This window comes from Histidinibacterium aquaticum, from assembly GCF_008710275.1.
Taxonomy (GTDB): domain Bacteria; phylum Pseudomonadota; class Alphaproteobacteria; order Rhodobacterales; family Rhodobacteraceae; genus Oceanicola; species Oceanicola aquaticus.
On the sequence record NZ_VYQE01000002.1, the window covers coordinates 318,253 to 338,389 of the forward strand.

The window sequence follows — 20,137 nt, forward strand, 5'->3', positions numbered from 1 at the left end:
AGGGCTGAGGCATGACGGATGAGCCCGAGACCATTGTCGTCGCGGCGGCCACGCGGGGCCGGTCGCGCATGTTCCGGCAGTTGCTGGCGTCGCTGGGAGAGCTCTCGCCTCCCGAGGACGCAGTTCTGCGCTTCGTCTTCGTCCAGAACGACCCGGAGTTCACCATCGGTGAGGACGTCGAGGCGTTCGCCGCCCGGACCGGCCGGCCTGCGGAGGCCGTGCATGAGCCGCGTCTCGGCATCCCGCAGGCCCGGAACGCCGCCGTCGAGGCGGCGCTCGGCGCGGGGGCGAACTGGCTGGCCTTCATCGACGACGATGAGACGCCGGAGCCGGACTGGATCGCGCGCCTCGTGGAGGGCGCGCGGGCAGGGGGCTACGACCTCGTGGGCGGCCCGGTGGACCAGCGCGCGCCTTCCGGCCCGCTCACGCGCCATCAGCAGGCGGTCTTCGACTACTTCACCCGCATGGCGCGAGAGCGCGAGGCCAAGCGCACGGAGGGCCGGCAGGCGACTCTGCACCTCGCCACGAACAACTGGCTCTGCGCCGCGCATGTCCTGCGGCATCACGGGCTGCGCTTCGACGAGGGGATGCGGCTGACCGGGGGCTCCGACACCGATTTCTCGATCCGGGCCGAACGCGCCGGTTTCCGCCTCGGCTGGGTGCCAGACGCGCGGGTGAGCGAGGTGATTCCGGCGGACAAGCTCTCCGCCGGGTACTGCTTCCGGCGCGCGCGCGACCAGACCATGGCGAAGTACCACCTGAAGTACCGCAAGGCCGGTGCGGGCGCCCGTGGAAAGGCGCTCTTCCACTTCCTGACCAAGGGCCTGGGCGGTGCTGTTCGCGTCGCGCTCTGGCCCGTGGCGGGCAGCTACACCGGCTTGCGGGGCATCCGCTCGGTGGGTGTCGGCGTGGGATGGCTAAGAGCCGCGCTCGGTGGATCGAGCCGCCTCTACGACCGGGTGATCTCGGACTGAGGCCTAGAGATCGGCGTGGTATTCCTCGATGAGGTGCCGCACGACCGCCTGCATCTGCGCGTCGCGGTCCTTGCCTGAGGCTTCCGCCTCTTCGCGCACGGCGCGCTGCCGCTCCGACGAGGTGCCCTCCTCAAGGATCTCCCTGAGCCCCTCGAGTTCGGCCTCGCACCCCAGCGCATCCGCGTCCTCGCCCACCAGGGCAATCAGTTCCTCGACCAGCGCGGGGACCGGCACGATCTCGCCGCGGCCGAAGTCGATCAGACCGCCACCGACGCCGTACCGCTGGGCCCTCCAGCGGTTCTCGGAGATCAGGAAGTTCTCGTAGCGCCGCCAGCGCTGATTGTTGGCCCTGAGCCGCCAGAGCATCCGGGCGATGCACTGGGTCGCGGCGGCGAGCGAGATCGCATGGTTCAGCCGGGGAGAGACATCGCAAATCCGGCTCTCCAGCGTCGGGAAGCGGAAGGAGGGGCGCAGGTCCCACCAGATCTTGGTGGCATCCTCGATCACGCCCAGGTCGACCAGCGCGCCGACCGACCGTTCGTATTCCTCCCAGGCGTCGATCCGCGGCGGCAGCCCGGTACGGGGCAGGTTGTCGAAGACCGAGAGCCGGTAACTGGCGAGCCCCGTATCCTCGCCCTGCCAGAAGGGCGACGAGGTGGAGAGCGCGAGCAGGTGCGGCAGAAAGTAGGCCATCTGGTTGAGCAAATCGGCCCGGAGCGAGTCGGACCCCAGCCCGACATGGACGTGCATCCCGCAGATCAGCATTCGCCGCACCACGCCGCCGAGGTCGTCACGCAGCTGGTTGTAGCGCGCCCGGTCGGTGTGGTGCTGCTGCTTCCAGTCCGCGAGCGGGTGGCAGGAGGCCGCGATCGGCGAGAGGTTGTGGTCCGCCGCGTGGCGCGAGATGCACTCGCGCAGCCGCTTCAGGTCGTCCCGGGCCTCGCCGATGGTGGCGCAGACCCGGGTGCCGACCTCGATCTGGCACTGCAGGTACTCCGGGCTCACCTGGTCCTGCAGCTCTTCCTGGCAGGCCTCGAGCAGCCCGGCGGGCGCCTCGCGCAGGGCGAGGCTGTCGCGGTCGACGAGGAGGTATTCCTCCTCGATGCCCAGGCTGAACTCCGGGTTCTCCATTAACGCCTCCGCCTTCCGCCGGAATAGGAAAGCAGAGGCGTCCGGGTCAGTCCATCGCCTTGAAGTGGAACTCGCCGCCGTCCTTGATTCCGGAGAACCAGCGTGCGGTCACCGTCTTCGTCCGGGTGTAGAAGCGGAAGGCGTCCGGTCCGTACTGGTTGAGATCTCCGAAGGCCGACTTCTTCCAGCCGCCGAAGGTGAAGTAGCTGAGCGGGACGGGAATCGGGAAGTTGATCCCCACCATGCCGACGTTCACCCGGGCCGCGAAGTCGCGCGCCGCGTCGCCGTCGCGGGTGAAGATCGCGGTGCCGTTGCCGTACTGGTTCTTCATCACCAGATCGAGCGCGTCTTCGTAGGAGCCCATGCGGACCTGGCTGAGGACGGGTCCGAAGATCTCCTCGCGGTAGATGTCCATGTCGGGGGTGACCCTGTCGAAGAAGGTCGGCCCGAGGAAGAAGCCGTTCTCGTAGCCCTGCAGCGAGAAGCCGCGGCCGTCGGCGAGCGCTTCGGCGCCCTGGTCGATGCCCGAGGAGATGAGCCCCTCGACCCGCTCCTTGGCCGCTCCGGTGATGAGCGGGCCGTAGTCAACGTCGTCGCCGCCGGTGTAGGGGCCGACCTTCAGCTTCTCGATCCGGGGGATGAGCTTCTCCGTCAGGCGGTCGGCAGTCTCCTCGCCCACGGGCACGGCGACGGAAATCGCCATGCAGCGCTCGCCGGCCGCGCCGTAGCCAGAGCCGACGAGGGCGTCGGCCGCCTTGTCGAGATCGGCGTCGGGCATGATGATCATGTGGTTCTTGGCGCCGCCGAAGCACTGGGCCCGCTTGCCGTTGGTCGCGGCGCGGCCGTAGATGTACTGCGCGATAGGCGTGGAGCCCACGAAGCCCACGGCCTGCACGGTCTCGTTGTCGAGGATGGCGTCGACCGCCTCCTTGTCGCCGTGCACGACCTGCAGCACGCCGTCTGGCAGGCCCGCTTCCTTGAGCAGCTCGGCCAGCAGCAGCGAACAGGTCGGCGTCCGCTCCGAGGGCTTCAGGATCATCGCGTTGCCGCTGACGATGGCGGGGGCCATCTTCCATAGCGGGATCATGGCGGGGAAGTTGAAGGGCGTGATGCCCGCGACAACTCCCAGCGGCTGACGCATGGAGTAGAGGTCGATTCCGGGCCCGCCGTCGGTCATGGCCTCGCCCTTGAGCATGTGCGGCGCGCCCATGCAGACCTCGACGACCTCGAGCCCGCGCTGAACGTCGCCCTTGGCGTCGGGCAGGGTCTTGCCGTGCTCGCGGCTGATCGCCTCGGCGAGCTTGTCCATGTCTCGCTGGATCAGGGCGCCGAACTTCATCATGACCCGGGCGCGGCGCTGCGGGTTGGTGGCGGCCCAGCCGACCTGCGCCTCGGCGGCGCGGTCGACCGCAGCGTCGATCTCGGCGGCGGTGGCCAGGGGAACCCGGGCCTGCACCTCGCCCGTCGCGGGGTTGAAGACCTCCGAGTGGCGGTCCGAGGTGCCGGCGGCGTAGGCGCCGTCGATCCAGTGCTTGATGTCGTGCATGGGGGTCTCCTTGATTGCCTCCTCAATAGCGCCGGGCGGCGCGAGACGGAAGCGGGGCAGGGGAACGGCATTTCGAAATGCCTTGCCCCGCGGTTTCGAGATCCGGTCCAGTCGGCTTCGAAGCCGATTGGGCCAAGCCGCCTCGAAGCGGCTTGCCGCCTCCTCCGGTCCGTTTCACTTGACAGGTGTGGCAGCGCCCGCCGACGCTGGGTCATTGCAGCAGGCAGAGGAGGTGCCGATGCTCGTCTCGAAGATCCTGAAGTCCAAGCCCTCGGAAGAGGTTCTCACCATGCCGCCCGAGGCCACGGTGGAGGAGGCCGTGAAGTTCCTCGCCGAGCACAAGGTCGGCGCGGTGGTGATCTCGTCCGACGGCACGGCGCCCCTGGGCATCCTGTCCGAGCGCGACATCGTCCGCGAGATGGGGCGGCGCGGCTCCACCTGCCTGAGCGATGCCGTCGATGCAATGATGACCTCCAAGCTCGTGACCTGCACGCCGAAGGACAGCGCCGACCAGGTTCTCGAGATGATGACCACGGGCCGCTTCCGTCACCTGCCGGTGATGGAGGGCGAGACCATGGTGGGGCTCATCTCCATCGGCGACGTGGTCAAGGCGCGGCTCGCGGAGCTCTCGATGGAGAAGGATGCCCTCGAGGGGATGATCATGGGGCACTGACGCCCCGCCGCCCTTGCATCCCGGGCCGCAATATCGTTGCGTGCGCCGCAGCACGTGACGACAGGAGCGGTCCATGCGCATCGGTCTTTATCCCGGCACCTTCGATCCGGTGACGCACGGCCACGTCGACATCATCCGTCGGGCCTGCGTCCTGGTGGACCGGCTCGTGATCGGCGTCGCCATCAATCGCGACAAGGGGCCGCTCTTCTCGCTCGAGGAGCGCGTCGCGATGATCGAGACGGAATGCCGTGCGCTCAGCGCCGAGACGGGCACCGAGATCGTGCCTCATCCCTTCGAGAACCTTCTGATCGACTGCGCCCATGACGTCGGCGCAGGCCTGATCATCCGCGGCCTGCGGGCCGTCGCGGACTTCGAGTACGAATACCAGATGGTCGGCATGAACCGGCAGCTGGACGACAGCGTCGAGACCGTTTTCCTGATGGCCGAGGCGCAGCACCAGGCCATCGCCTCCAAGCTCGTCAAGGAGATCGCCCGGCTCGGGGGCGACGTCTCCAAGTTCGTCCCTTCCGCCGTGGACCGGGCCCTTCGCGCCAAGTTCGAGTGAGCGGAACCGCCGCCGACCGGGGGCCGTTCTCCGGGCATGAAACGTCTTACCTCCGGCCTTGCCGCACTGCTGTGCCTGCCGCTCTCCGCCGCAGCGCAGCCCACGCCCCAGGATATTACCTCCGCGACCTATGACTCCGGGCCGCTGCCGGAAGGGCAGTCCGGCATCACGGTCGTCGCCCAGGTCCTGCTGGACCGGGCCGGGATCTCGCCCGGCATCGTCGACGGCTACCGCGGACCGATGTCCCGCTCCGCGATCCGGGCCTTCGAGGCCCGCGAAGGCCTGCCGCAGGACGGGGCGATGGATGCCGAGGTGTGGCGCGCGCTCGGTGGCGGAAACCATGCGACGGTGCTCGGCGACTACACGGTGTCCGAGGAGGACACCCAGAACCTCTCCGAGCCGCTGCCGCAGGACTACTCGGACCTGGCGGAGATGGATTGGCTCGGCTTCACCAGCGTCGAGGAGAAGATCGCCGAGGCCTTCCACATGGACCAGGACTTCCTCGTCGCGCTGAACCCCGAGGCGAGCTTCACCCCGGGCGAAGTGATCACCGTGACCACGCCCGGCTCGGGCCAGGCCCACGACGTGACCCGGATCGAGGTCCGCAAGGACGTGGGCCGGCTCGCGGCCTTCAACGACGCAGGGACCATGGTCGCCAACTACCCGGTCACCGTCGGCTCGGATCAGCTGCCCTCACCCTCGGGCACGCACGACGTTGTCGCGATCGCGACCGAGCCGACCTATTCCTACAAGCCTGACGAGAACTTCACCCAGATGGACAACACCGAGCCGCTCACCCTGCCGCCCGGCCCCAACGGCCCGGTCGGTCTCGTCTGGATCGACCTGTCGAAGCCGACCTACGGCATCCACGGCACGTCAGATCCATCCTCGCTGTTCCAGGCGCGCAGCCATGGTTGCGTGCGCATGACCAATTGGGACGCGCTGGCGCTCGCCGAAATGGTCGAGCCCGGCGTGCCGGTGGTGTTTACCCAATGACCAGACTTGCGATCATCTTCTCGCTTCTCGCCACGTCTGCCCTGGCTCAGACCGAGGCCGCGCCGGACAGCTCGCCGATCCCACCCGCGCGCCCCGACTCCTTGACGGATGAAACCCCCGCGGCGGAGGCCGAAGGCGAAGAGGAAGGGGAGTTGGAGACCATGCCCGGGGCCACCCCGACAGAGGCCGAAGAGGCCGTTCCCGAGGCTGAGCCCGTCTTCCGGGCCGTGGCCTCGAGCTACCCTGAACACGCCGCCTGCCTCGAGGAGCTCGAGGAGATCGGCGCCAGCTTCGAGGAAATCGAGATGGTGACCGAGGAAGACGACCGCGACTGCGGCATCCTCCGTCCCATCGAACTCACCGAGGTCCTGCCGGGCGTCACGCTGGAGCCCGCGGGCACCATGCGCTGCGAGACCGCCCTGGCGCTCGCCCGCTGGACGCGCGACCACGTTCGGCCCTCGGTGGCCGAACTGCCGGACAGCCCGGAGGTCACCGGCCTGACCAACGCGTCGAGCTACGTGTGCCGGCGGCGCGTCGGCGATCCGCAGGAACAGCCCTCGGAGCATTCCTTCGGCAACGCCATCGACATTTCGGCCATCGAGCTCGAGGGAGCCGATCCCCTGCCGATCCAGAACCGGAACGGCGACGCCGATCTGCTGGAAGCCGTGCAAAGGGCGACCCGCGCGGCGGGATGCCTCTTCTACACGACGGTTCTCGGGCCGGGCACGGACCCGGCGCATGACGACCACTTCCACTTTGACGTGGCCGAGCGCCGGGGCAACTACCGGATCTGCCAGTGAGGCCCTGAGGCCTCAGCGGCCGTAGACGAGGTCGCGGGCGATCCGGTTCGCGTCGCCGGGGAAGAACCCCAAATCCTCGACGGCGAGACCGGCGGGGACGGAGCGGAGCTCGCGGACGGTCCGGTTGTATTGCGCACGCTTGGCGATGGCGGTGCGGACGGTGCTGAACATGGTCATGGCTCGTATCCTCTCGAGCTGGTCTATGTCTCCCATGGCCCAGAATTAGTCACGCTGCGGTGCAGCACAACTGACTGTTTGCGGTAACTGGCTTGTCGTCACTGCATGGCCGAAACCGCCCGCTCGACCCCGCGTTGACCAGGAGGAACAGCAGTGAGGGCACTGAAATATGGACGTGATTTCTCCCGCCGGACTCCCGGATGCCACCCTCGCGTTCCGTCGCGATCCTTACCGCTTCATCAGTCAGCACTGCGACGAGACGGGGGGCGACGCGGTGCGGACCCGCCTGATGCTCGCGCCGACGGTCTGCATGCGCGGGCCAGAGGCCGCCCGGCTGCTCTATGACGAGGATCTCGTGACCCGTGACGGCGCCGTACCTCCGCGCGTGGCGGGCGTGCTTTTCGGCAAGGGCGGTGTGCAGCAACTCGACGGTGCGCCGCATCGGGCGCGGAAGGCCATGCTGCTCTCGCTCATGACGCCGGACAACATGTCCGCGCTGGTCGAAAAGGCGACCGCCTCGCTCCTCACAGATGCCGAGGACTGGCAGCGCCAGGAAAGCGTCGAGATGCTGCCGGCCCTCGAACGCAGTCTGACGCGGGCCACGCTCGACTGGTGCGGCGTCCCGCTCGACGACTCGGACCTGGACCGCACCTCCGCCGACCTCACGCGACTATTCTCGGGCGCAGCCTCCGTCGGGCCGCGCTACTGGCACACGGCCCGGACCCGCCGTCGGTGCGACCGCTGGGCGGCACGGCTCGTGTCCGACCACCGCTCGGGCCGGCGGACGGCCCCTCCCGGCACGGCGCTCGCCGTCATCGCGGACTGGCGCGACCCCCAGGGCGCGGAACTGCCCAAAGAGGTGGCGGCGGTGGAGCTGCTCAACATCATCCGGCCCACCGTGGCCGTCGCCGTCTGGTGGCTGTTCCTGCTGCATGCGCTGACGGTCGAGGGCGGACGGCCCGCCGACGAGGCCGAGCGGCGCCGGTACGCGCTGGAGGTTCGGCGGCTCTATCCCTTCTTCCCGGTCATCGGCGGAGTCGCGCGGAGGGACACCAGAGCCCTCGGTGGCGAGGTCCGCGCCGGCGACCGGCTCCTGCTCGAGGTTCAGGGCACCAACCGTCATCGCTCCGCCTGGGCCGAGGCCGACCGCTTCGACCCCTCGCGGTTCGACGGCCGCGACCCCGGGCCGTTCGATTTCGTCGCCCAGGGCGGCGGCGATTTCGGCACAGGCCATCGCTGCGCGGGGGAATGGATCGCCGAGCGGCTGATGATCGCCTTCCTCGAGATATTCACCGAACGCCTCGCCTGGCGGGGGCCGGACCCGCCCCCCGAGCTCGACACGTCCCGCCTGCCGGCCCTCCCGAAGGGTGGCCTGAGGCTCGGCGACATCCGCCTCCACTGACGAATAACGCCCCGGCGATGTCGCCGGGGCGTTCGAGTATCACGTGTCTGGCGAAGGTCTCAGATCAGCTTGCCCATGGCGACGGCGACGTCGGACATCCGGTTCGAGAAGCCCCACTCGTTGTCGTACCAGGTGAGGATCCGGCACATGGTGCCCTCCATGACCTTCGTCTGGTCGGTGTGGAAGACCGAGGAATGCGGATCATGGTTGAAGTCCGTCGAGACCAGCTTCTCGTCGGTGTAGCCGAGGATGCCCTTCAGCTCGCCGTCCGCGGCCTTGCGGATTGCGTCGTTGATCTCCTCGACGCTGGTCTCGCGCGAGGCCTCGAAGGTCAGGTCGACGACCGAGACGTTGGGCGTCGGCACCCGGATCGCCACGCCGTCGAGCTTGCCGTTGAGGTCGGGCAGGACGAGGCCCACGGCCTTGGCCGCGCCGGTCGAGGTCGGGATCATGCTGAGCGCCGCGGCGCGGGCCCGGTAGAGGTCCTTGTGCAGCGTATCCAGCGTGGGCTGGTCGCCGGTGTAGGAGTGGATCGTCGTCATGAAGCCCCGGGTGATCCCGACGGTCTCGTGCAGGACCTTGGCCACCGGCGAGAGGCAGTTGGTGGTACAGGAGGCGTTGGAGACGACGATGTGGTCGGAGGTCAGCGTCTCGTGGTTCACGCCGTAGCAGACCGTGGCGTCGGCGTCCTTGCCGGGGGCCGAGATCAGGACCCGCTTGGAGCCGTTCTCGAGGTGCGCCTGGCAGGCCTCCTTGGAGGTGAAGATGCCGGTGCACTCCAGCACGACGTCCACGTCCGACCAGGGCAGGTCGGCGGGGTTCTTGATGGCGGTCACCCGCATCGGACCGCGGCCCACGTCGATGGTGTCCTCGGTGGTCTTCACCTCGCCCGGGAAGCGGCCGTGGACGCTGTCGTAGCGGATCAGGTGGGCGTTGGTCTCGACCGGGCCGAGATCGTTGATCGCGACGACCTCGATGTCGGTGCGCCCCGACTCGATGATCGAGCGCAGCACGTTCCGTCCGATCCGGCCGAAGCCGTTGATTGCGACCTTGACTGCCATGGCGTGCGTCCTCCGATGATGCTGGGTGGCCCGGCAGCGACCGGGCCCGTCGGGCGCCACCTTCCGCAATTGGGCGGCGTAGTCAACCGATCGGCCCCCGGAGGGACTATCGCCAGAAGGCGATGTAGCGGATCAGGTCGAGCCCTTCGCGCGACAGGAAGATCAGCGTCGTGCCCTCCCGGAAATAGAGATCCGCGGCGATGGCCATCAGGAGGAGGGACGCCGTCCAGAATGTCGCCGAGCGTAACATGCGGGCGAGGCTGTCACTGCCGCCATGCCGCGACAAGCCCGCGTCCCGTCGCCCCGTCCCCTTCGCGCGCTAGTGTCACCCGCGAACCTCAGGAGGGACCATGACCTGGAAAGACGCCGCCGCCTTCACGGCCCGGCTGCTCATCGCGCTGCTCTTCCTCGGCGGCGCCGCGCAGAAGGTCGCGGACCCCGGACCGGCGAGCGACCTGCTCGCCCTGCGCGGCTGGCCGCCGTGGCTTCTCTGGCCCGCGCTCGCCTTCAACCTCGCCGCCGGCCTCCTGCTCCTTGCCGGCCGCCTCGTTCCGGCTACCGCGCTCGCCCTGGCCGCCTACTGCGCCGTGACCAGCCTCTTCCACTTCCAGCCCGACGAGCCCTGGCAGATGACCATCTTCGTCAAGAACTGGGCCATCGCCGGCGGCTGCCTCGCGCTCTCGGCCCTGGGTCCCGGGCGCTGGCGCCTCTGACCTTTCATCTAGCCTGAAATACCGCGGGGGAGGCGCCGCGTCCCGCGGCGACGGGGGCAGAGCCCCCAAATGCGCCTGAGGCGCGCCCGCGGGCGCGCCTCAGGCTGATCATGGCTGCGCGTCAGCGCAGACCGCTGGATCGCATCCCTTCAGCCGAGGAGCCGCTTGACCTCGGCGACCGTCGCCTCGGCGGTGATGCCGAAGGCCTTGTAGAGCACCTCCTGGGGGGCCGAGGCGCCGAACTGGTCCATGCCGATGAAGCCCGCCTTGGCCTCGCGGCCACGCTCGCCGCTGAGCCAGCGGTCCCAGGGCTGGCGCACGGCGGCCTCGATGGCCACCCGCACCGCGCCGCCCGGCAGCACCCGGCGGCGGTAGCTCTCCTCCTGCTGGGCGAAGAGCTCCATGGAGGGCACGGAGACCACGCGCACACCGATCCCCTCGGCCTCGAGCTGCCGCCGCGCCTCGAGCGCGATGGCGACCTCGGAGCCGGTGGCCATCAGGATCGCCTGGCGCTTGGCCTCGGCGTCGGCCAGCACGTAGGCGCCCTGGGCGGAAAGGTTCTTGCTCTTGTGCTGCTCGCGCACTGTCGGCACCCCCTGGCGCGAGAGCGCCAGCACCGTGGGCCCGTCGGTCCGCTCCAGCGCGATTTCCCAGGCCTCTGCGACCTCCACCGGGTCGGCGGGGCGCAGGACCAGCATGTTCGGGATGGCGCGCAGCGCGGCGAGCTGCTCGACCGGCTGGTGGGTCGGGCCGTCCTCGCCGAGGCCGATGCTGTCGTGGGTCATCACGTAGACCACCGGCATCGACATCAGCGCCGAGAGCCGCATGGAGGCGCGGGCGTAGTCCGAGAAGACCAGGAACGTGCCGCCGTAGGGCCGCACGCCGCCGTGCAGCGCCATGCCGTTCATCGCGGCGGCCATGCCGTGCTCGCGGATGCCGAAGTGCACGTAGCGCCCGCCGCGGTTCTCGGGGGAGAAGACTTCGAGCCCCTCGGTCTTGGTGTTGTTCGAGCCGGTCAGGTCGGCCGAGCCGCCCAGCGTCTCGGGCATCACCGGGTTGATGACTTCCAGCGCCTTCTGGCTGGCGGCGCGGGTGGCGAGCTTGGGCGCGGTCTCGCTCATCTGCTTCTTCAGTGCGCGGATGGTCGAGGTCAGCTTCTTGGGCACCGTGCCCAGCATCGCCTGGTCGAACTTGGCGCGCTTCCCCGCGGCCATCGCGTCGACCCGCTCCTGCCAGGCCTTGCGCTCCTCGGCACCGCGGGCGCCGAGCGCCTCCCAGTCCGACTTGATGTCGGCGGGGATCTCGAAGGGCCCGTAGGACCAGCCGTAGGCCTCCTTGGCGGCCTTCGCGGCGTCCTCGTCGGTCAGCGCCCCGTGCCCCTTGCCGGTGTCCTGCGCGGCATGCCCGAGGGCGATATGCGTCTTGCAGTCGATGACCGAGGGGCGCGGGTCGGCCTTCGCCGCCTCGATCGCGGCGTCGATCGCCTCGGGATCGTGGCCGTCGATGGTCTGGACGTGCCAGCCCGAGGCCTCGAACCGCTTCATCTGGTCGGTGCTGTCGGCGAGGCTGAGGTCGCCGTCGATGGTGATCTTGTTGTCGTCGAAGAACACCGTGAGCTTGCCCAGCTTCTGGTGGCCGGCGAGCGCCAGCGCCTCCTGGCTGACGCCTTCCATGAGGCAGCCGTCACCGGCGAAGACCCAGGTGCGGTGGTCGACGAGCTTCTTGCCGAAGCGCGCGCGCAGATGCTCCTCGGCGATGGCGAAGCCCACCGAGTTGGCGAAGCCCTGGCCCAGCGGGCCGGTGGTGGTGTCGATACCCTCGGCATGGCCATGCTCGGGATGGCCCGGCGTGCGCGAGCCCCACTGGCGGAAGTTCTTCAGCTCCTCGAGTGTCATCTGCTCGTAGCCCGTGAGGTGCAGCAGCGAGTAGAGCAGCATCGAGCCGTGGCCGTTCGAGACGATGAACCGGTCCCGGTCGGGCCAGTGCGGCTCCTTGGGGTCGAATTTCAGGTGGTTGCGCCACAGGACCGTCGCGATATCGGCCATGCCCATCGGCATGCCGGAGTGCCCGGACTGGGCGGCGATCACGGCGTCGAGCGTCAGGGTGCGGATGGCGGTCGCCATCTTCCAGTGGTCGGGATGCGCGTCGCGCAGGGCAGCGAGATCCAAGGGGCGGTCCTTTCGGCAAGGAAACTACGGTTCCCCGCGTCTTTACCAGCCGAGGGGTCGAATTCAAGCGCGCGGGGCCGCGCATTTGCCGGGGCAGGGGGGATCGCATACCCTTCCCGCAAGGGGCGCGATTCGAGCGCAGCCCCGCCGAAAAAGACCGGGGCAAGGGCAGACACAGGAGCGGGCAGATGGACGACGTCACGGCGCTTGAGGGGCGGATCGCCCAGGCGCTCGACCGCATTCGCGCCGGGGTCGAGGGGCTCGGCCCCGCAGCCCCCGCCGCAGAGGTCGAGGCTACGACCGACACCTCCGAACTCGAGGCCGAGGTCACCGCCCTGCGCGCCCGCCTCGAAGAGGAGCAGGCCGCCAACGCCCAGCTCGAAGAGCGGGTGGTCAAGCTCAAGGATCGCCAGGACCAGACCATCGCCCGTCTGGAGAGCCAGGTCTCCTCCGGCCGCGCCCGTCTGGCGGCCCTCGACGAGGAAATGCAGAAGCTGCGCCAGGTGAACGCGGAGCTCGTCGAGAGCTCCGAGGCCCTGCGCGAGGCCGCAGCCCGCGACGTGGCGGAGCCCCACCTGGTCAACAAGGCCATGCTGGCCGAACTCGACGCCCTGCGCGCCCTCCGCGGCGCCGACGCGGCCGAGGTCGAGGCCGTGCTGGCAGAGCTGCGTCCGCTGAAAGGGGAGGAGGCCTGATGCCCCAGGTCGAGATCACCATCGGGGGCCGCTCCTTCGAGGTCGCCTGCCAGGAGGGCGAAGAGGCCTACCTGCGCAATGCCGCCCAAATGCTGGACCTGGAAGCCTCGGCGCTCTCCGACCAGGTCGGACGCCTGCCGGAATCCCGGATGCTTCTGATGGCGGGCCTGATGCTGGCCGACAAGGCCGCCGGACTGGAAGAGCGTCTGCGCGAGGGCGACAGGGCCCTGGGCGAGATGCGCGCACGCCTCGACGAGATGCAGGACCGGCCCCCGCCCGAGCCCGAGCGGATCGAGGTGCCCGTGGTGCCCCAGGAAGTGACCGAGACCCTGGCCGAACTCGCCGCCCGCGCCGAGGCGCTGGCAGACGAAATCGAGGAAAAGGGCACTGCGTCCAAATAATTCCGGGGGTCATGAGGGGCTTTCGAAAGCCCTTCGGACCACGTCGACCCGTCAGAGCGCCCGGCGGTCAGGGAGCAAGGGCTTTCGAAAGCCCTTGCACGCGGGGCAAGCCCCGCGTGACGGCGCTTCGAAGCGCCGTCACAGCCCGATCAGGCGTTGGCTTCGCGGATCTTGTCGGCGGCATCCTTGTCGTAGGTGACGCCGTTCTGCTCGAAGAGCTGGTCGAGCTCGCCCGAGAGCGTCATCTCGGTGATGATGTCGCAGCCGCCCACGAACTCGCCCTTCACGTAGAGCTGCGGGATCGTCGGCCAGTCGGAATAGTCCTTGATCCCCTGGCGGATGCCCTCGTCGGCCAGCACGTTCACGTCCTGGTACTCGACGCCCATGAAGTTGAGCACGCCCGCCACGCGGGAGGAGAACCCGCACTGCGGCATGGTCTTGGTGCCCTTCATGAAGAGCACCACGTCGTTCTGGGTGACGGTGTCCTTGATCTGGTCTTCGACGGTCGCGGTCATGCCTGTCTCCGTTCTCTGTCCCGGCGGGGCCGGTCCTGGGTGTCTCTGGGTCGGTTGGTCAGTCGGGCGCGCGAGTGGTCAGGGCCAGCGCGTGCAACTCGCCCTGGCTGCCGTCCATCTTGCCCTTCAGGGCGGAGTAGACCGCGCGCTGCTGCTGCACCCGGTTCTTGCCGCGGAAGCTCTCGTCGATGACCTCCGCCGCGAAATGCGCGCCATCGTCACCCTGGACGTTGATCCGGGCGTCGGGAAAGCTCTCGCGGAGCAGCGTCTCGATCTCGTGGGCGGTGATGGCCATGCGCGACCTCTCCTCGTTCGTCTGTCTGCGGAATCTAGGCGCGGCGCCGGGGCGCCGCAACACCTCGGCCCCGGCCTCTCAGCCGAAGGCCTCTTCGAAACTTCCCCGGTAGATCGCCGAGAGCTCCTCGAGCGGCGCCTCGGAGCCGCCGATGCGGACCCGGTCGCCGGTGACCCGGCCCACCGTCGCCATCGGCACGCCCGCCCGGCCGGCGGCCAGCATCAGGTACTCCGCCTGGTCGAAGTTGCAGGCCACGAGGTACCGGCCCTGATCCTCGCCGAAGAGCGTCGCGGTATCCGTCACGTCGAGCACGATCCCGACGCCACCCGCATCGGCCATCTCGAAGGCCGCGAGTGCGAGGCCCCCGTCCGAGACGTCGGTGCAGGCGCGGATGTGTTCGGCCTGCGCGCGGATGAAGTCGCCGTTGCGTTTCTCGGCCACCAGGTCCACCGCCGGCGCGTCGCCTTCCTCCCGGCCGAAATGCTCGGCGAGCAGGGCGGACTGGCCCATGTGGCCCTCGGTCTCACCCACCAGCAGCAGGAAATGCCCCTCGCGCACCAGCCCGGTGATCGCCCGTTCCGCGTCGGCGATGAGGCCCACTGCGCCGATGGTCGGCGTGGGCAGGATCGCCCGCCCGTCGGTCTCGTTGTAGAGCGAGACATTGCCCGAGACGATCGGCATGCCGAGCGCCTCGCAGGCCTGCCCGATGCCCTCGATGGCGCCCACGAACTGGCCCATGATCTCGGGCTTCTCGGGGTTGCCGAAGTTAAGGTTGTCCGTGGCGGCCAGCGGCAGGGCGCCCACCGCCGTGAGGTTGCGGTAGGCTTCGGCAACCGCCTGCCGTCCGCCTTCCTTGGGGTTCGCCGCAACGTAGCGCGGGGTGACGTCGGAGGTGAAGGCGAGCGCCTTGCCGGTGCCGTGGACCCGGACGATGCCCGCCCCGAGCCCTGGCGCCTGCAGCGTGTCGGCCATGACCATGTGGTCGTATTGCTCGTAGACCCAGGACTTCGCCGCGTAGTTCGGCGAGGAGATCAGCGACTTCAGCCCCTCGATCGGATCGATCTCGGGCACCTCGGGCGCCTCCGGCATCATCGACTGAGGCTCCCAGGGCCGGTCGTATTCCGGCGCGTTGCCAGACAGCGCGCGCAGCGGCAGGTCCGCCTTCACCTCGCCCTCGTGAAGGATCAGGAACCGGTCCTCGGGAATCGTCTCGCCCACCACGGCGAAATCGAGGTCCCACTTGTCGAAGACCGCTCGCGCCTCGGCCTCCTTCGCGGGGTCGAGCACCATGAGCATCCGCTCCTGACTCTCGCTCAGCATCATCTCGTAGGCGCTCATGTTCTCTTCGCGCACCGGGACTCGCTCCAGGTCCAGCCGGATGCCGAGGCCGCCCTTGTCACCCATCTCGACGGCCGAGCAGGTGAGGCCGGCGGCGCCCATGTCCTGGATCGAGACGACGGCGCCGGTGGCCATGAGCTCGAGGCAGGCCTCCATCAGCCGCTTCTCGGTGAAGGGGTCGCCGACCTGGACGGTCGGGCGCTTCTCCTCGATGCTCTCGTCGAACTCGGCCGAGGCCATGGTCGCGCCGCCCACGCCGTCTCGGCCCGTCTTCGCGCCGAGGTAGACCACGGGCCGGCCCACGCCGGAGGCGGCCGAGTAGAAAATCGAATCCGCGTCCGCGAGGCCCGCGGCGAAGGCGTTGACCAGGCAATTTCCGTCGTAGGCCGGGTGGAACCGCACCTCGCCGCCGACGGTCGGCACGCCGAAGCAGTTGCCGTAGCCGCCGATCCCCTCGACCACGCCATGGACCAGCTGGCGCGTCTTGGGATGGTCGACCGACCCGAAGCTCAGCGAGTTCATCGCCGCTATCGGACGCGCGCCCATGGTGAAGACGTCCCGCAAGATGCCGCCCATGCCGGTCGCCGCGCCCTGGTAGGGCTCGATGTAGGAGGGGTGGTTGTGGCTCTCCATCTTGAAGACCACGGCCTGCCCGTCGCCGATGTCCACGACGCCAGCGTTCTCGCCGGGGCCGCAGATGACCTGCGGACCGCTTGTGGGCAGGGTCCGCAGCCACTTCTTGGAGGACTTGTAGGAACAGTGCTCGTTCCACATGGCCGAGAAGATGCCGAGCTCGGTGAAGCTCGGCGGGCGGTTCAGGATCCGCAGGATCTCGGCGTATTCGTCGGGCTTGATGCCGTGCGCGGCGATCAGGTCGTCGGTGATCTCTGGCTCTTGCATTCGGGGGTCCCGGTCCGTTCGCGCGCTTCCATAGCGCGACACCCGGTCGGGGGAAAGCGGGGGCCGGACCGCGCGTCGGCAGCCCGGCCCCGGGGGGTCAGTCGAAGTGGCTGGAGAAGGCATCGGCGGTCATCTGCAACCAGGTCCCCTCGGGCTAGACCTGGACCTGGGCGCGGATGTTGCGCAGTCCGAGTTGCCCGATCATCGACGTCCAGTATCCGCCCGGGAAGGAATGAGTCGCTGGAATAGACGTTTCGCGCGCGGAGTTGCTGTGCGGCCACCGAGGCCGGGGCGGGTTCCCGAAACTCGGGCATCACTTGTCCGAATTGCCGTTTCAGTGTGACCGCGGGCCTGACGAGCAAGGGTCAGGTGCATCGCTGCCCCGTCCGCCGCTTAAACGCGCCGACCGGTCATCGGATCCGCTGGAGTTGCTCGACCCGCCAGAGATTCCGGTCAAGTAACCCCGTCTCCAAGTCCGTCGGTGCCGCATCCGAATTGGAGTGGTTGTATTCGCGAAATACCGATTTGGATAGCGTCAGCCATTGGTTGGAAAAAGAGACACTGCTCCGGTGTTAAATAGTGGCGCGCCGTCCCATTCGATTTCCTGCCCGGGATTGCAGATTGGAATTCGAGGCCTGACCGGAGTGGCGCGCCCGCAAGACAGCCACACGACCGCCCACTGGGCAACCGCCCCCGGTTCCCAGCATAAAAAAAGCCGGGCCAAAGGCCCGGCGAAGTCCAACAGGGAGGTATGAAGATGATGTCACTCTCGTGTCATCCGCTTCGATTGATCAATTAAGCGGCACGATGTGAACGATCAAGTTCATTTGCTACCGCAGGGCGACATTCCCGCCATGCGTTGCGGACATGTCTCAGCGTCGAGAGACCTGGAACGCCCTCATGCGAGGGCCGCGTCGCGCAGCTTTCGGCGGTGGGCGATGATCTCTTCCTGGACGAAGTCGCGGAAGGCCGCGACCCGCTTGGACTGGCGCAGCTCCTCGGGAAAAGCCAGGAAAACAGGGACTTCGGCGCTTTCGATCTCGGGCAGGACGCGGACCAATTCGGGAAAGTCCTCGACCACGTAGTCGGGGAGGATGCCGACGCCGAGGTGGTTGTTCACCGCCTGGAGCACGCCGAAGTAGTTGTTGATCGTGAGCAGGGACTGCAGATCGTGGCTCAACAACTCACGGGTGAGCGAGGCGGAGGCCGCGACCTGCGTGCTGCCGGGATTCTGGCAGACGAGTCGCAGTTTGCGAAGATCCTCGATCGAGGCGATCTCGCCCTTGTCCTCGAGGTACGTCTTGCTCGCGTAGAGCCGCATGTGCACCGACATCAGGCGTTTGCGGATGAGGTCGGCCTGGCTCGGTTCCTTCATGCGGATCGCGACGTCGGCCTCCCGCATGGGCAGGTCGAGCACGCGCTCCTCCAGCATCAGGTCGATCTTGAGGTCGGGATACCGCTCGTAGAGCTTGGTCAACCGCGGCGCGAGCCAGAGCAGGCCGAAGGCGATGGTCGTCGTGACCTTGAGCTCGCCGAAGACCTCTTCCTCGCTGTCGCGTATCCGGGCAGCCGCGGCCTCCAGCCGCTTGTTCATCGAGCGCGTGGCGTCGAACAGTAGCTCGCCCTGCTCGGTCAGGATCAGGCCGCGGGCGTGGCGGTGGAAGAGGACCGTGTTCAGGCTCTCCTCCAGCGCGCGGATCTGGCGGGAGACCGCGGACTGGCTGAGATGCAGCGTGTCGCCGGCCGCCGTGAGGCTGCCCGCGTCCGCGACGGCGTGAAAAATCCGCAGTTTGTCCCAGTCCATGATCGCAGCCGCCCTCCAATGGCGCTCCTCATAGACCGGGGAAGGCGGCCGTGACAAATTAAAGAGCACCCCGGACAGATGAAAAATGGTGAAACTGCGGGCGAATGCCCGGTCCGGCGGCATCCGCAGGCTCTTTCGTGGCGCTGCGGGTGAGGATAGTCTGCCGTCGTCACCGGACCGCCGCCGCGGCGCAGAAAGGCCAGACGACATGCGCGACCGCCACGTCGCCCGCGACATCAGCTACGCCACCTCGGCCGTCACACGGGGCGGCCGCGCCGTGATCCGGATGATGGAGAATGCCACCGGCCGCCTATCCCTGATCCGCAAGGCACGCGGCTACGACCAGGAGGTCGCCGGGGGACGAGACTTCTGGCAGGTCATCACCGACCGCTACGGGATCACGCTCGAGGTCGTCGGGGGTTCGCTGGAGAGCATCCCGGCGGAGGGGCCGCTGCTCGTCGTGGCGAACCATCCCTACGGCGTTCTCGACGGGCTGGTGATGGGCCGCATTCTCTCGGAACGGCGCGGCGGCGACTTCCGCGTGCTGGCGCACCAGGTGTTCCGCAGGTCTCCGGACCTCGAACGTGTGATCCTGCCGATCTCCTTCGAGGAGACCAAGGAGGCCGCGAAGCTCAACCTCGAGACCCGGGCCGAGGCGCTGCGCTATCTCGGGGCAGGGGGCGCCATCGGCATCTTCCCGGGCGGGACGGTCTCGACCGCGCCCAAGCCCTTTGGCCGGGCGATGGATCCCTCCTGGCGGACCTTCACCGCGAAAATGGCCGCGCGCTCCGACGCGACGGTTGTCCCGATCTTCTTCGACGGCGCCAATTCGCGGCTGTTCCAGATCGCGAGCCACCTTCACACGACGCTCCGGATGGGCATGCTGATCCGCGAGTTCCGCCGCCGCGCCGGGACTCCCGTGCGGGTCGTGATCGGCGATCCGATCCCGAAGGAGGAGCTTATCGCGCGGCGGGGGGACAGCAAGGCCTGCATGGAGTACCTGCGCGCCCGGACCTACGCGCTCTCGCCCCGGCCCTTCGCCACGGAGACTCTGGGCTTCGACTTCGGGGAGAAGTACAGGTCGAGGGAGAAGGCCAGGAAGAAGGGCAGGGAACGCGATGGCGGTCGGGATCTTCGATAGCGGGTTGGGCGGGCTGACGGTTCTGGAGGCTGTGCAGAAGCGTCTGCCCGAGGTGCCGTTCCAGTACTACGCCGACTCGGCGCACGCACCCTACGGCGTGCGCGCGGCGGACGATATCTATGGACTGACGACCACCGGGGTCTCGCGCCTCTTCGACGCGGGCTGCGACCTCGTGATCCTGGCCTGCAACACCGCTTCGGCGGCGGCGCTGCGGCGGATGCAGGAATCCTGGGTGCCGAAGGGCAAGCGGGTGCTGGGGGTCTTCGTGCCGCTGATCGAGGCGCTGACCGAGCGGGAATGGGGCGACAACTCCCCGCCGCGCGAGGTGGCCGTGAAGCATGTCGCGCTCTTCGCGACGCCGGCGACGGTCTCGTCCCGGGCCTTCCAGCGGGAACTCGCCTTCCGCGCCATCGGCGTCGACGTGGAGGCACAGGCCTGCGGCGGCGTGGTGGACGCGATCGAGGAGGGGGACACGATCCTCGCCGAGGCGCTGGTCCGCAGCCATGTCGACGCGCTCAAGCGGAAGATGCCGACGCCGGACGCCGCGGTGCTGGGCTGCACCCACTACCCGCTCATGGCGGAGATCTTCCAGGACGCGCTGGGACCGGAAGTGCGGGTCTTCAGCCAGGCGGAACTGGTGGCCGATAGCCTCGCCGACTACCTGGAGCGGCACCCGCAGATGCTGGGGCCGGGGCAGGAGGGGGGCTTTCTGACCACGGGAGATCCCAAGAAGGTCTCGAACCGGGCGACGCAGTTCATGCGCCGGAAAGTGAGCTTCGAGGCGGCCTGAGCGCCGGTGTCCAAATTTGGACGCCGGGACAAGTTACGGAAAAGCAAAGAAA

At 68.5% G+C, this 20,137-nt stretch carries 20 protein-coding genes; 11 read left to right on the forward strand and 9 right to left on the reverse strand.

What is annotated here, in order from left to right:
* The first annotated feature begins 11 nt into the window (after window positions 1-11).
* On the forward strand, window positions 12-974 hold the full coding sequence (locus F3S47_RS06940) for a glycosyltransferase family 2 protein (protein WP_150444519.1): 963 nt from the start codon (window positions 12-14) through the stop codon (window positions 972-974).
* Window positions 975-977: 3 nt separating this feature from the next.
* Here F3S47_RS06940 and F3S47_RS06945 read toward each other — a convergent pair whose 3' ends face one another.
* Together F3S47_RS06945 and F3S47_RS06950 are read right to left on the reverse strand one after the other, a co-directional pair.
* Window positions 978-2,105, reverse strand: a complete 1,128-nt coding sequence (locus F3S47_RS06945; protein ID WP_150444520.1) for a carboxylate-amine ligase — start codon at window positions 2,103-2,105, stop codon at window positions 978-980.
* A gap of 46 nt (window positions 2,106-2,151) precedes the next feature.
* Window positions 2,152-3,651, reverse strand: coding sequence for a CoA-acylating methylmalonate-semialdehyde dehydrogenase (locus F3S47_RS06950; RefSeq protein WP_150444521.1), 1,500 nt, complete (start codon window positions 3,649-3,651; stop codon window positions 2,152-2,154).
* Between the two features lie 238 nt (window positions 3,652-3,889).
* Here F3S47_RS06950 and F3S47_RS06955 point away from each other — a divergent pair, with 238 nt between their 5' ends.
* The 4 genes from F3S47_RS06955 to F3S47_RS06970 all read left to right on the forward strand — a co-directional run bounded on the left by F3S47_RS06955 (window position 3,890) and on the right by F3S47_RS06970 (window position 6,685).
* Window positions 3,890-4,324: a CBS domain-containing protein gene (locus tag F3S47_RS06955; protein ID WP_150444522.1), complete on the forward strand. Its 435-nt coding sequence runs from the start codon at window positions 3,890-3,892 to the stop codon at window positions 4,322-4,324.
* A gap of 73 nt (window positions 4,325-4,397) precedes the next feature.
* The gene (gene coaD, locus F3S47_RS06960) at window positions 4,398-4,889 is read left to right on the forward strand and encodes a pantetheine-phosphate adenylyltransferase (protein WP_150444523.1); all 492 of its coding nucleotides are present in this window, start codon (window positions 4,398-4,400) and stop codon (window positions 4,887-4,889) included.
* Window positions 4,890-4,925: 36 nt separating this feature from the next.
* On the forward strand, window positions 4,926-5,885 hold the full coding sequence (locus tag F3S47_RS06965) for a L,D-transpeptidase family protein (protein WP_150444524.1): 960 nt from the start codon (window positions 4,926-4,928) through the stop codon (window positions 5,883-5,885).
* Window positions 5,882-6,685, forward strand: coding sequence for an extensin-like domain-containing protein (locus F3S47_RS06970; protein WP_150444525.1), 804 nt, complete (start codon window positions 5,882-5,884; stop codon window positions 6,683-6,685). Before F3S47_RS06965 ends, F3S47_RS06970 begins: the two co-directional genes overlap by 4 nt.
* Window positions 6,686-6,697: 12 nt before the next feature.
* Here F3S47_RS06970 and F3S47_RS19345 read toward each other — a convergent pair whose 3' ends face one another.
* Window positions 6,698-6,862 carry a hypothetical protein gene (locus tag F3S47_RS19345; RefSeq protein ID WP_191090141.1) on the reverse strand — a complete coding sequence of 55 codons (165 nt, stop codon included), beginning with the start codon at window positions 6,860-6,862 and terminating at the stop codon, window positions 6,698-6,700.
* Between the two features lie 169 nt (window positions 6,863-7,031).
* Here F3S47_RS19345 and F3S47_RS06975 point away from each other — a divergent pair, with 169 nt between their 5' ends.
* Window positions 7,032-8,264: a cytochrome P450 gene (locus F3S47_RS06975; protein WP_150444526.1), complete on the forward strand. Its 1,233-nt coding sequence runs from the start codon at window positions 7,032-7,034 to the stop codon at window positions 8,262-8,264.
* Window positions 8,265-8,323: 59 nt separating this feature from the next.
* On the opposite strand, the gene gap is transcribed toward F3S47_RS06975, so the two are convergent.
* A complete protein-coding gene (gene gap / locus F3S47_RS06980) occupies window positions 8,324-9,325 on the reverse strand; it encodes a type I glyceraldehyde-3-phosphate dehydrogenase (protein ID WP_150444527.1) in 1,002 nt (333 codons plus the stop codon).
* A 350-nt stretch (window positions 9,326-9,675) separates the two neighbouring features.
* Between gap and F3S47_RS06990 the strand changes: the two genes are divergently transcribed.
* Window positions 9,676-10,038: a DoxX family protein gene (locus F3S47_RS06990; RefSeq protein WP_150444529.1), complete on the forward strand. Its 363-nt coding sequence runs from the start codon at window positions 9,676-9,678 to the stop codon at window positions 10,036-10,038.
* A gap of 149 nt (window positions 10,039-10,187) precedes the next feature.
* Here the strand turns inward: F3S47_RS06990 and tkt are convergent, their stop codons facing one another.
* On the reverse strand, window positions 10,188-12,206 hold the full coding sequence (tkt, locus tag F3S47_RS06995; protein WP_150444530.1) for a transketolase: 2,019 nt from the start codon (window positions 12,204-12,206) through the stop codon (window positions 10,188-10,190).
* Window positions 12,207-12,394: 188 nt separating this feature from the next.
* On the opposite strand from tkt, the gene F3S47_RS07000 reads away from it, so the two are divergent.
* Both F3S47_RS07000 and F3S47_RS07005 read left to right on the forward strand, forming a co-directional pair.
* Window positions 12,395-12,901, forward strand: coding sequence for a hypothetical protein (locus F3S47_RS07000; protein ID WP_150444531.1), 507 nt, complete (start codon window positions 12,395-12,397; stop codon window positions 12,899-12,901).
* Window positions 12,901-13,302, forward strand: a complete 402-nt coding sequence (locus F3S47_RS07005; protein ID WP_150444532.1) for a cell division protein ZapA — start codon at window positions 12,901-12,903, stop codon at window positions 13,300-13,302. Before F3S47_RS07000 ends, F3S47_RS07005 begins: the two co-directional genes overlap by 1 nt.
* Window positions 13,303-13,451: 149 nt before the next feature.
* Here the strand turns inward: F3S47_RS07005 and grxD are convergent, their stop codons facing one another.
* The 4 genes from grxD to F3S47_RS07025 all read right to left on the reverse strand — a co-directional run bounded on the left by grxD (window position 13,452) and on the right by F3S47_RS07025 (window position 18,154).
* On the reverse strand, window positions 13,452-13,817 hold the full coding sequence (gene grxD, locus F3S47_RS07010) for a Grx4 family monothiol glutaredoxin (RefSeq protein WP_150444533.1): 366 nt from the start codon (window positions 13,815-13,817) through the stop codon (window positions 13,452-13,454).
* Between the two features lie 58 nt (window positions 13,818-13,875).
* Window positions 13,876-14,112: a BolA/IbaG family iron-sulfur metabolism protein gene (locus F3S47_RS07015; protein WP_150444534.1), complete on the reverse strand. Its 237-nt coding sequence runs from the start codon at window positions 14,110-14,112 to the stop codon at window positions 13,876-13,878.
* A gap of 78 nt (window positions 14,113-14,190) precedes the next feature.
* Window positions 14,191-16,350, reverse strand: a complete 2,160-nt coding sequence (gene purL, locus F3S47_RS07020) for a phosphoribosylformylglycinamidine synthase subunit PurL (RefSeq protein WP_150444535.1) — start codon at window positions 16,348-16,350, stop codon at window positions 14,191-14,193.
* Window positions 16,351-17,248: 898 nt separating this feature from the next.
* Entirely contained in the window at window positions 17,249-18,154 is a 906-nt protein-coding gene (locus F3S47_RS07025; RefSeq protein ID WP_150444536.1) for a LysR family transcriptional regulator, read from the reverse strand.
* Between the two features lie 208 nt (window positions 18,155-18,362).
* Between F3S47_RS07025 and F3S47_RS07030 the strand changes: the two genes are divergently transcribed.
* Window positions 18,363-19,295, forward strand: a complete 933-nt coding sequence (locus tag F3S47_RS07030) for a lysophospholipid acyltransferase family protein (RefSeq protein ID WP_150444537.1) — start codon at window positions 18,363-18,365, stop codon at window positions 19,293-19,295.
* Window positions 19,273-20,085, forward strand: coding sequence for a glutamate racemase (locus F3S47_RS07035; RefSeq protein ID WP_150444538.1), 813 nt, complete (start codon window positions 19,273-19,275; stop codon window positions 20,083-20,085). Before F3S47_RS07030 ends, F3S47_RS07035 begins: the two co-directional genes overlap by 23 nt.
* Window positions 20,086-20,137 lie beyond the last annotated feature (52 nt).

Bases quoted from the DNA above. Each gene is read 5' to 3' on its own strand.
- F3S47_RS07030 (WP_150444537.1), top strand. From the start codon at position 18,363: ATGCGCGACCGCCACGTCGCCCGCGACATCAGCTACGCCACCTCGGCC.
- F3S47_RS07015 (WP_150444534.1), bottom strand. From the start codon at position 14,112: ATGGCCATCACCGCCCACGAGATCGAGACGCTGCTCCGCGAGAGCTTT.
- F3S47_RS07005 (WP_150444532.1), top strand. From the start codon at position 12,901: ATGCCCCAGGTCGAGATCACCATCGGGGGCCGCTCCTTCGAGGTCGCC.
- F3S47_RS06970 (WP_150444525.1), top strand. From the start codon at position 5,882: ATGACCAGACTTGCGATCATCTTCTCGCTTCTCGCCACGTCTGCCCTG.
- F3S47_RS06955 (WP_150444522.1), top strand. From the start codon at position 3,890: ATGCTCGTCTCGAAGATCCTGAAGTCCAAGCCCTCGGAAGAGGTTCTC.
- F3S47_RS06965 (WP_150444524.1), top strand. From the start codon at position 4,926: ATGAAACGTCTTACCTCCGGCCTTGCCGCACTGCTGTGCCTGCCGCTC.
- F3S47_RS19345 (WP_191090141.1), bottom strand. From the start codon at position 6,862: ATGACCATGTTCAGCACCGTCCGCACCGCCATCGCCAAGCGTGCGCAA.
- F3S47_RS06940 (WP_150444519.1), top strand. From the start codon at position 12: ATGACGGATGAGCCCGAGACCATTGTCGTCGCGGCGGCCACGCGGGGC.
- F3S47_RS07025 (WP_150444536.1), bottom strand. From the start codon at position 18,154: ATGGACTGGGACAAACTGCGGATTTTTCACGCCGTCGCGGACGCGGGC.
- F3S47_RS06990 (WP_150444529.1), top strand. From the start codon at position 9,676: ATGACCTGGAAAGACGCCGCCGCCTTCACGGCCCGGCTGCTCATCGCG.
- F3S47_RS07035 (WP_150444538.1), top strand. From the start codon at position 19,273: ATGGCGGTCGGGATCTTCGATAGCGGGTTGGGCGGGCTGACGGTTCTG.
- grxD (WP_150444533.1), bottom strand. From the start codon at position 13,817: ATGACCGCGACCGTCGAAGACCAGATCAAGGACACCGTCACCCAGAAC.
- F3S47_RS06950 (WP_150444521.1), bottom strand. From the start codon at position 3,651: ATGCACGACATCAAGCACTGGATCGACGGCGCCTACGCCGCCGGCACC.
- F3S47_RS06975 (WP_150444526.1), top strand. From the start codon at position 7,032: ATGGACGTGATTTCTCCCGCCGGACTCCCGGATGCCACCCTCGCGTTC.
- gap (WP_150444527.1), bottom strand. From the start codon at position 9,325: ATGGCAGTCAAGGTCGCAATCAACGGCTTCGGCCGGATCGGACGGAAC.
- F3S47_RS07000 (WP_150444531.1), top strand. From the start codon at position 12,395: ATGGACGACGTCACGGCGCTTGAGGGGCGGATCGCCCAGGCGCTCGAC.
- F3S47_RS06945 (WP_150444520.1), bottom strand. From the start codon at position 2,105: ATGGAGAACCCGGAGTTCAGCCTGGGCATCGAGGAGGAATACCTCCTC.
- coaD (WP_150444523.1), top strand. From the start codon at position 4,398: ATGCGCATCGGTCTTTATCCCGGCACCTTCGATCCGGTGACGCACGGC.
- purL (WP_150444535.1), bottom strand. From the start codon at position 16,350: ATGCAAGAGCCAGAGATCACCGACGACCTGATCGCCGCGCACGGCATC.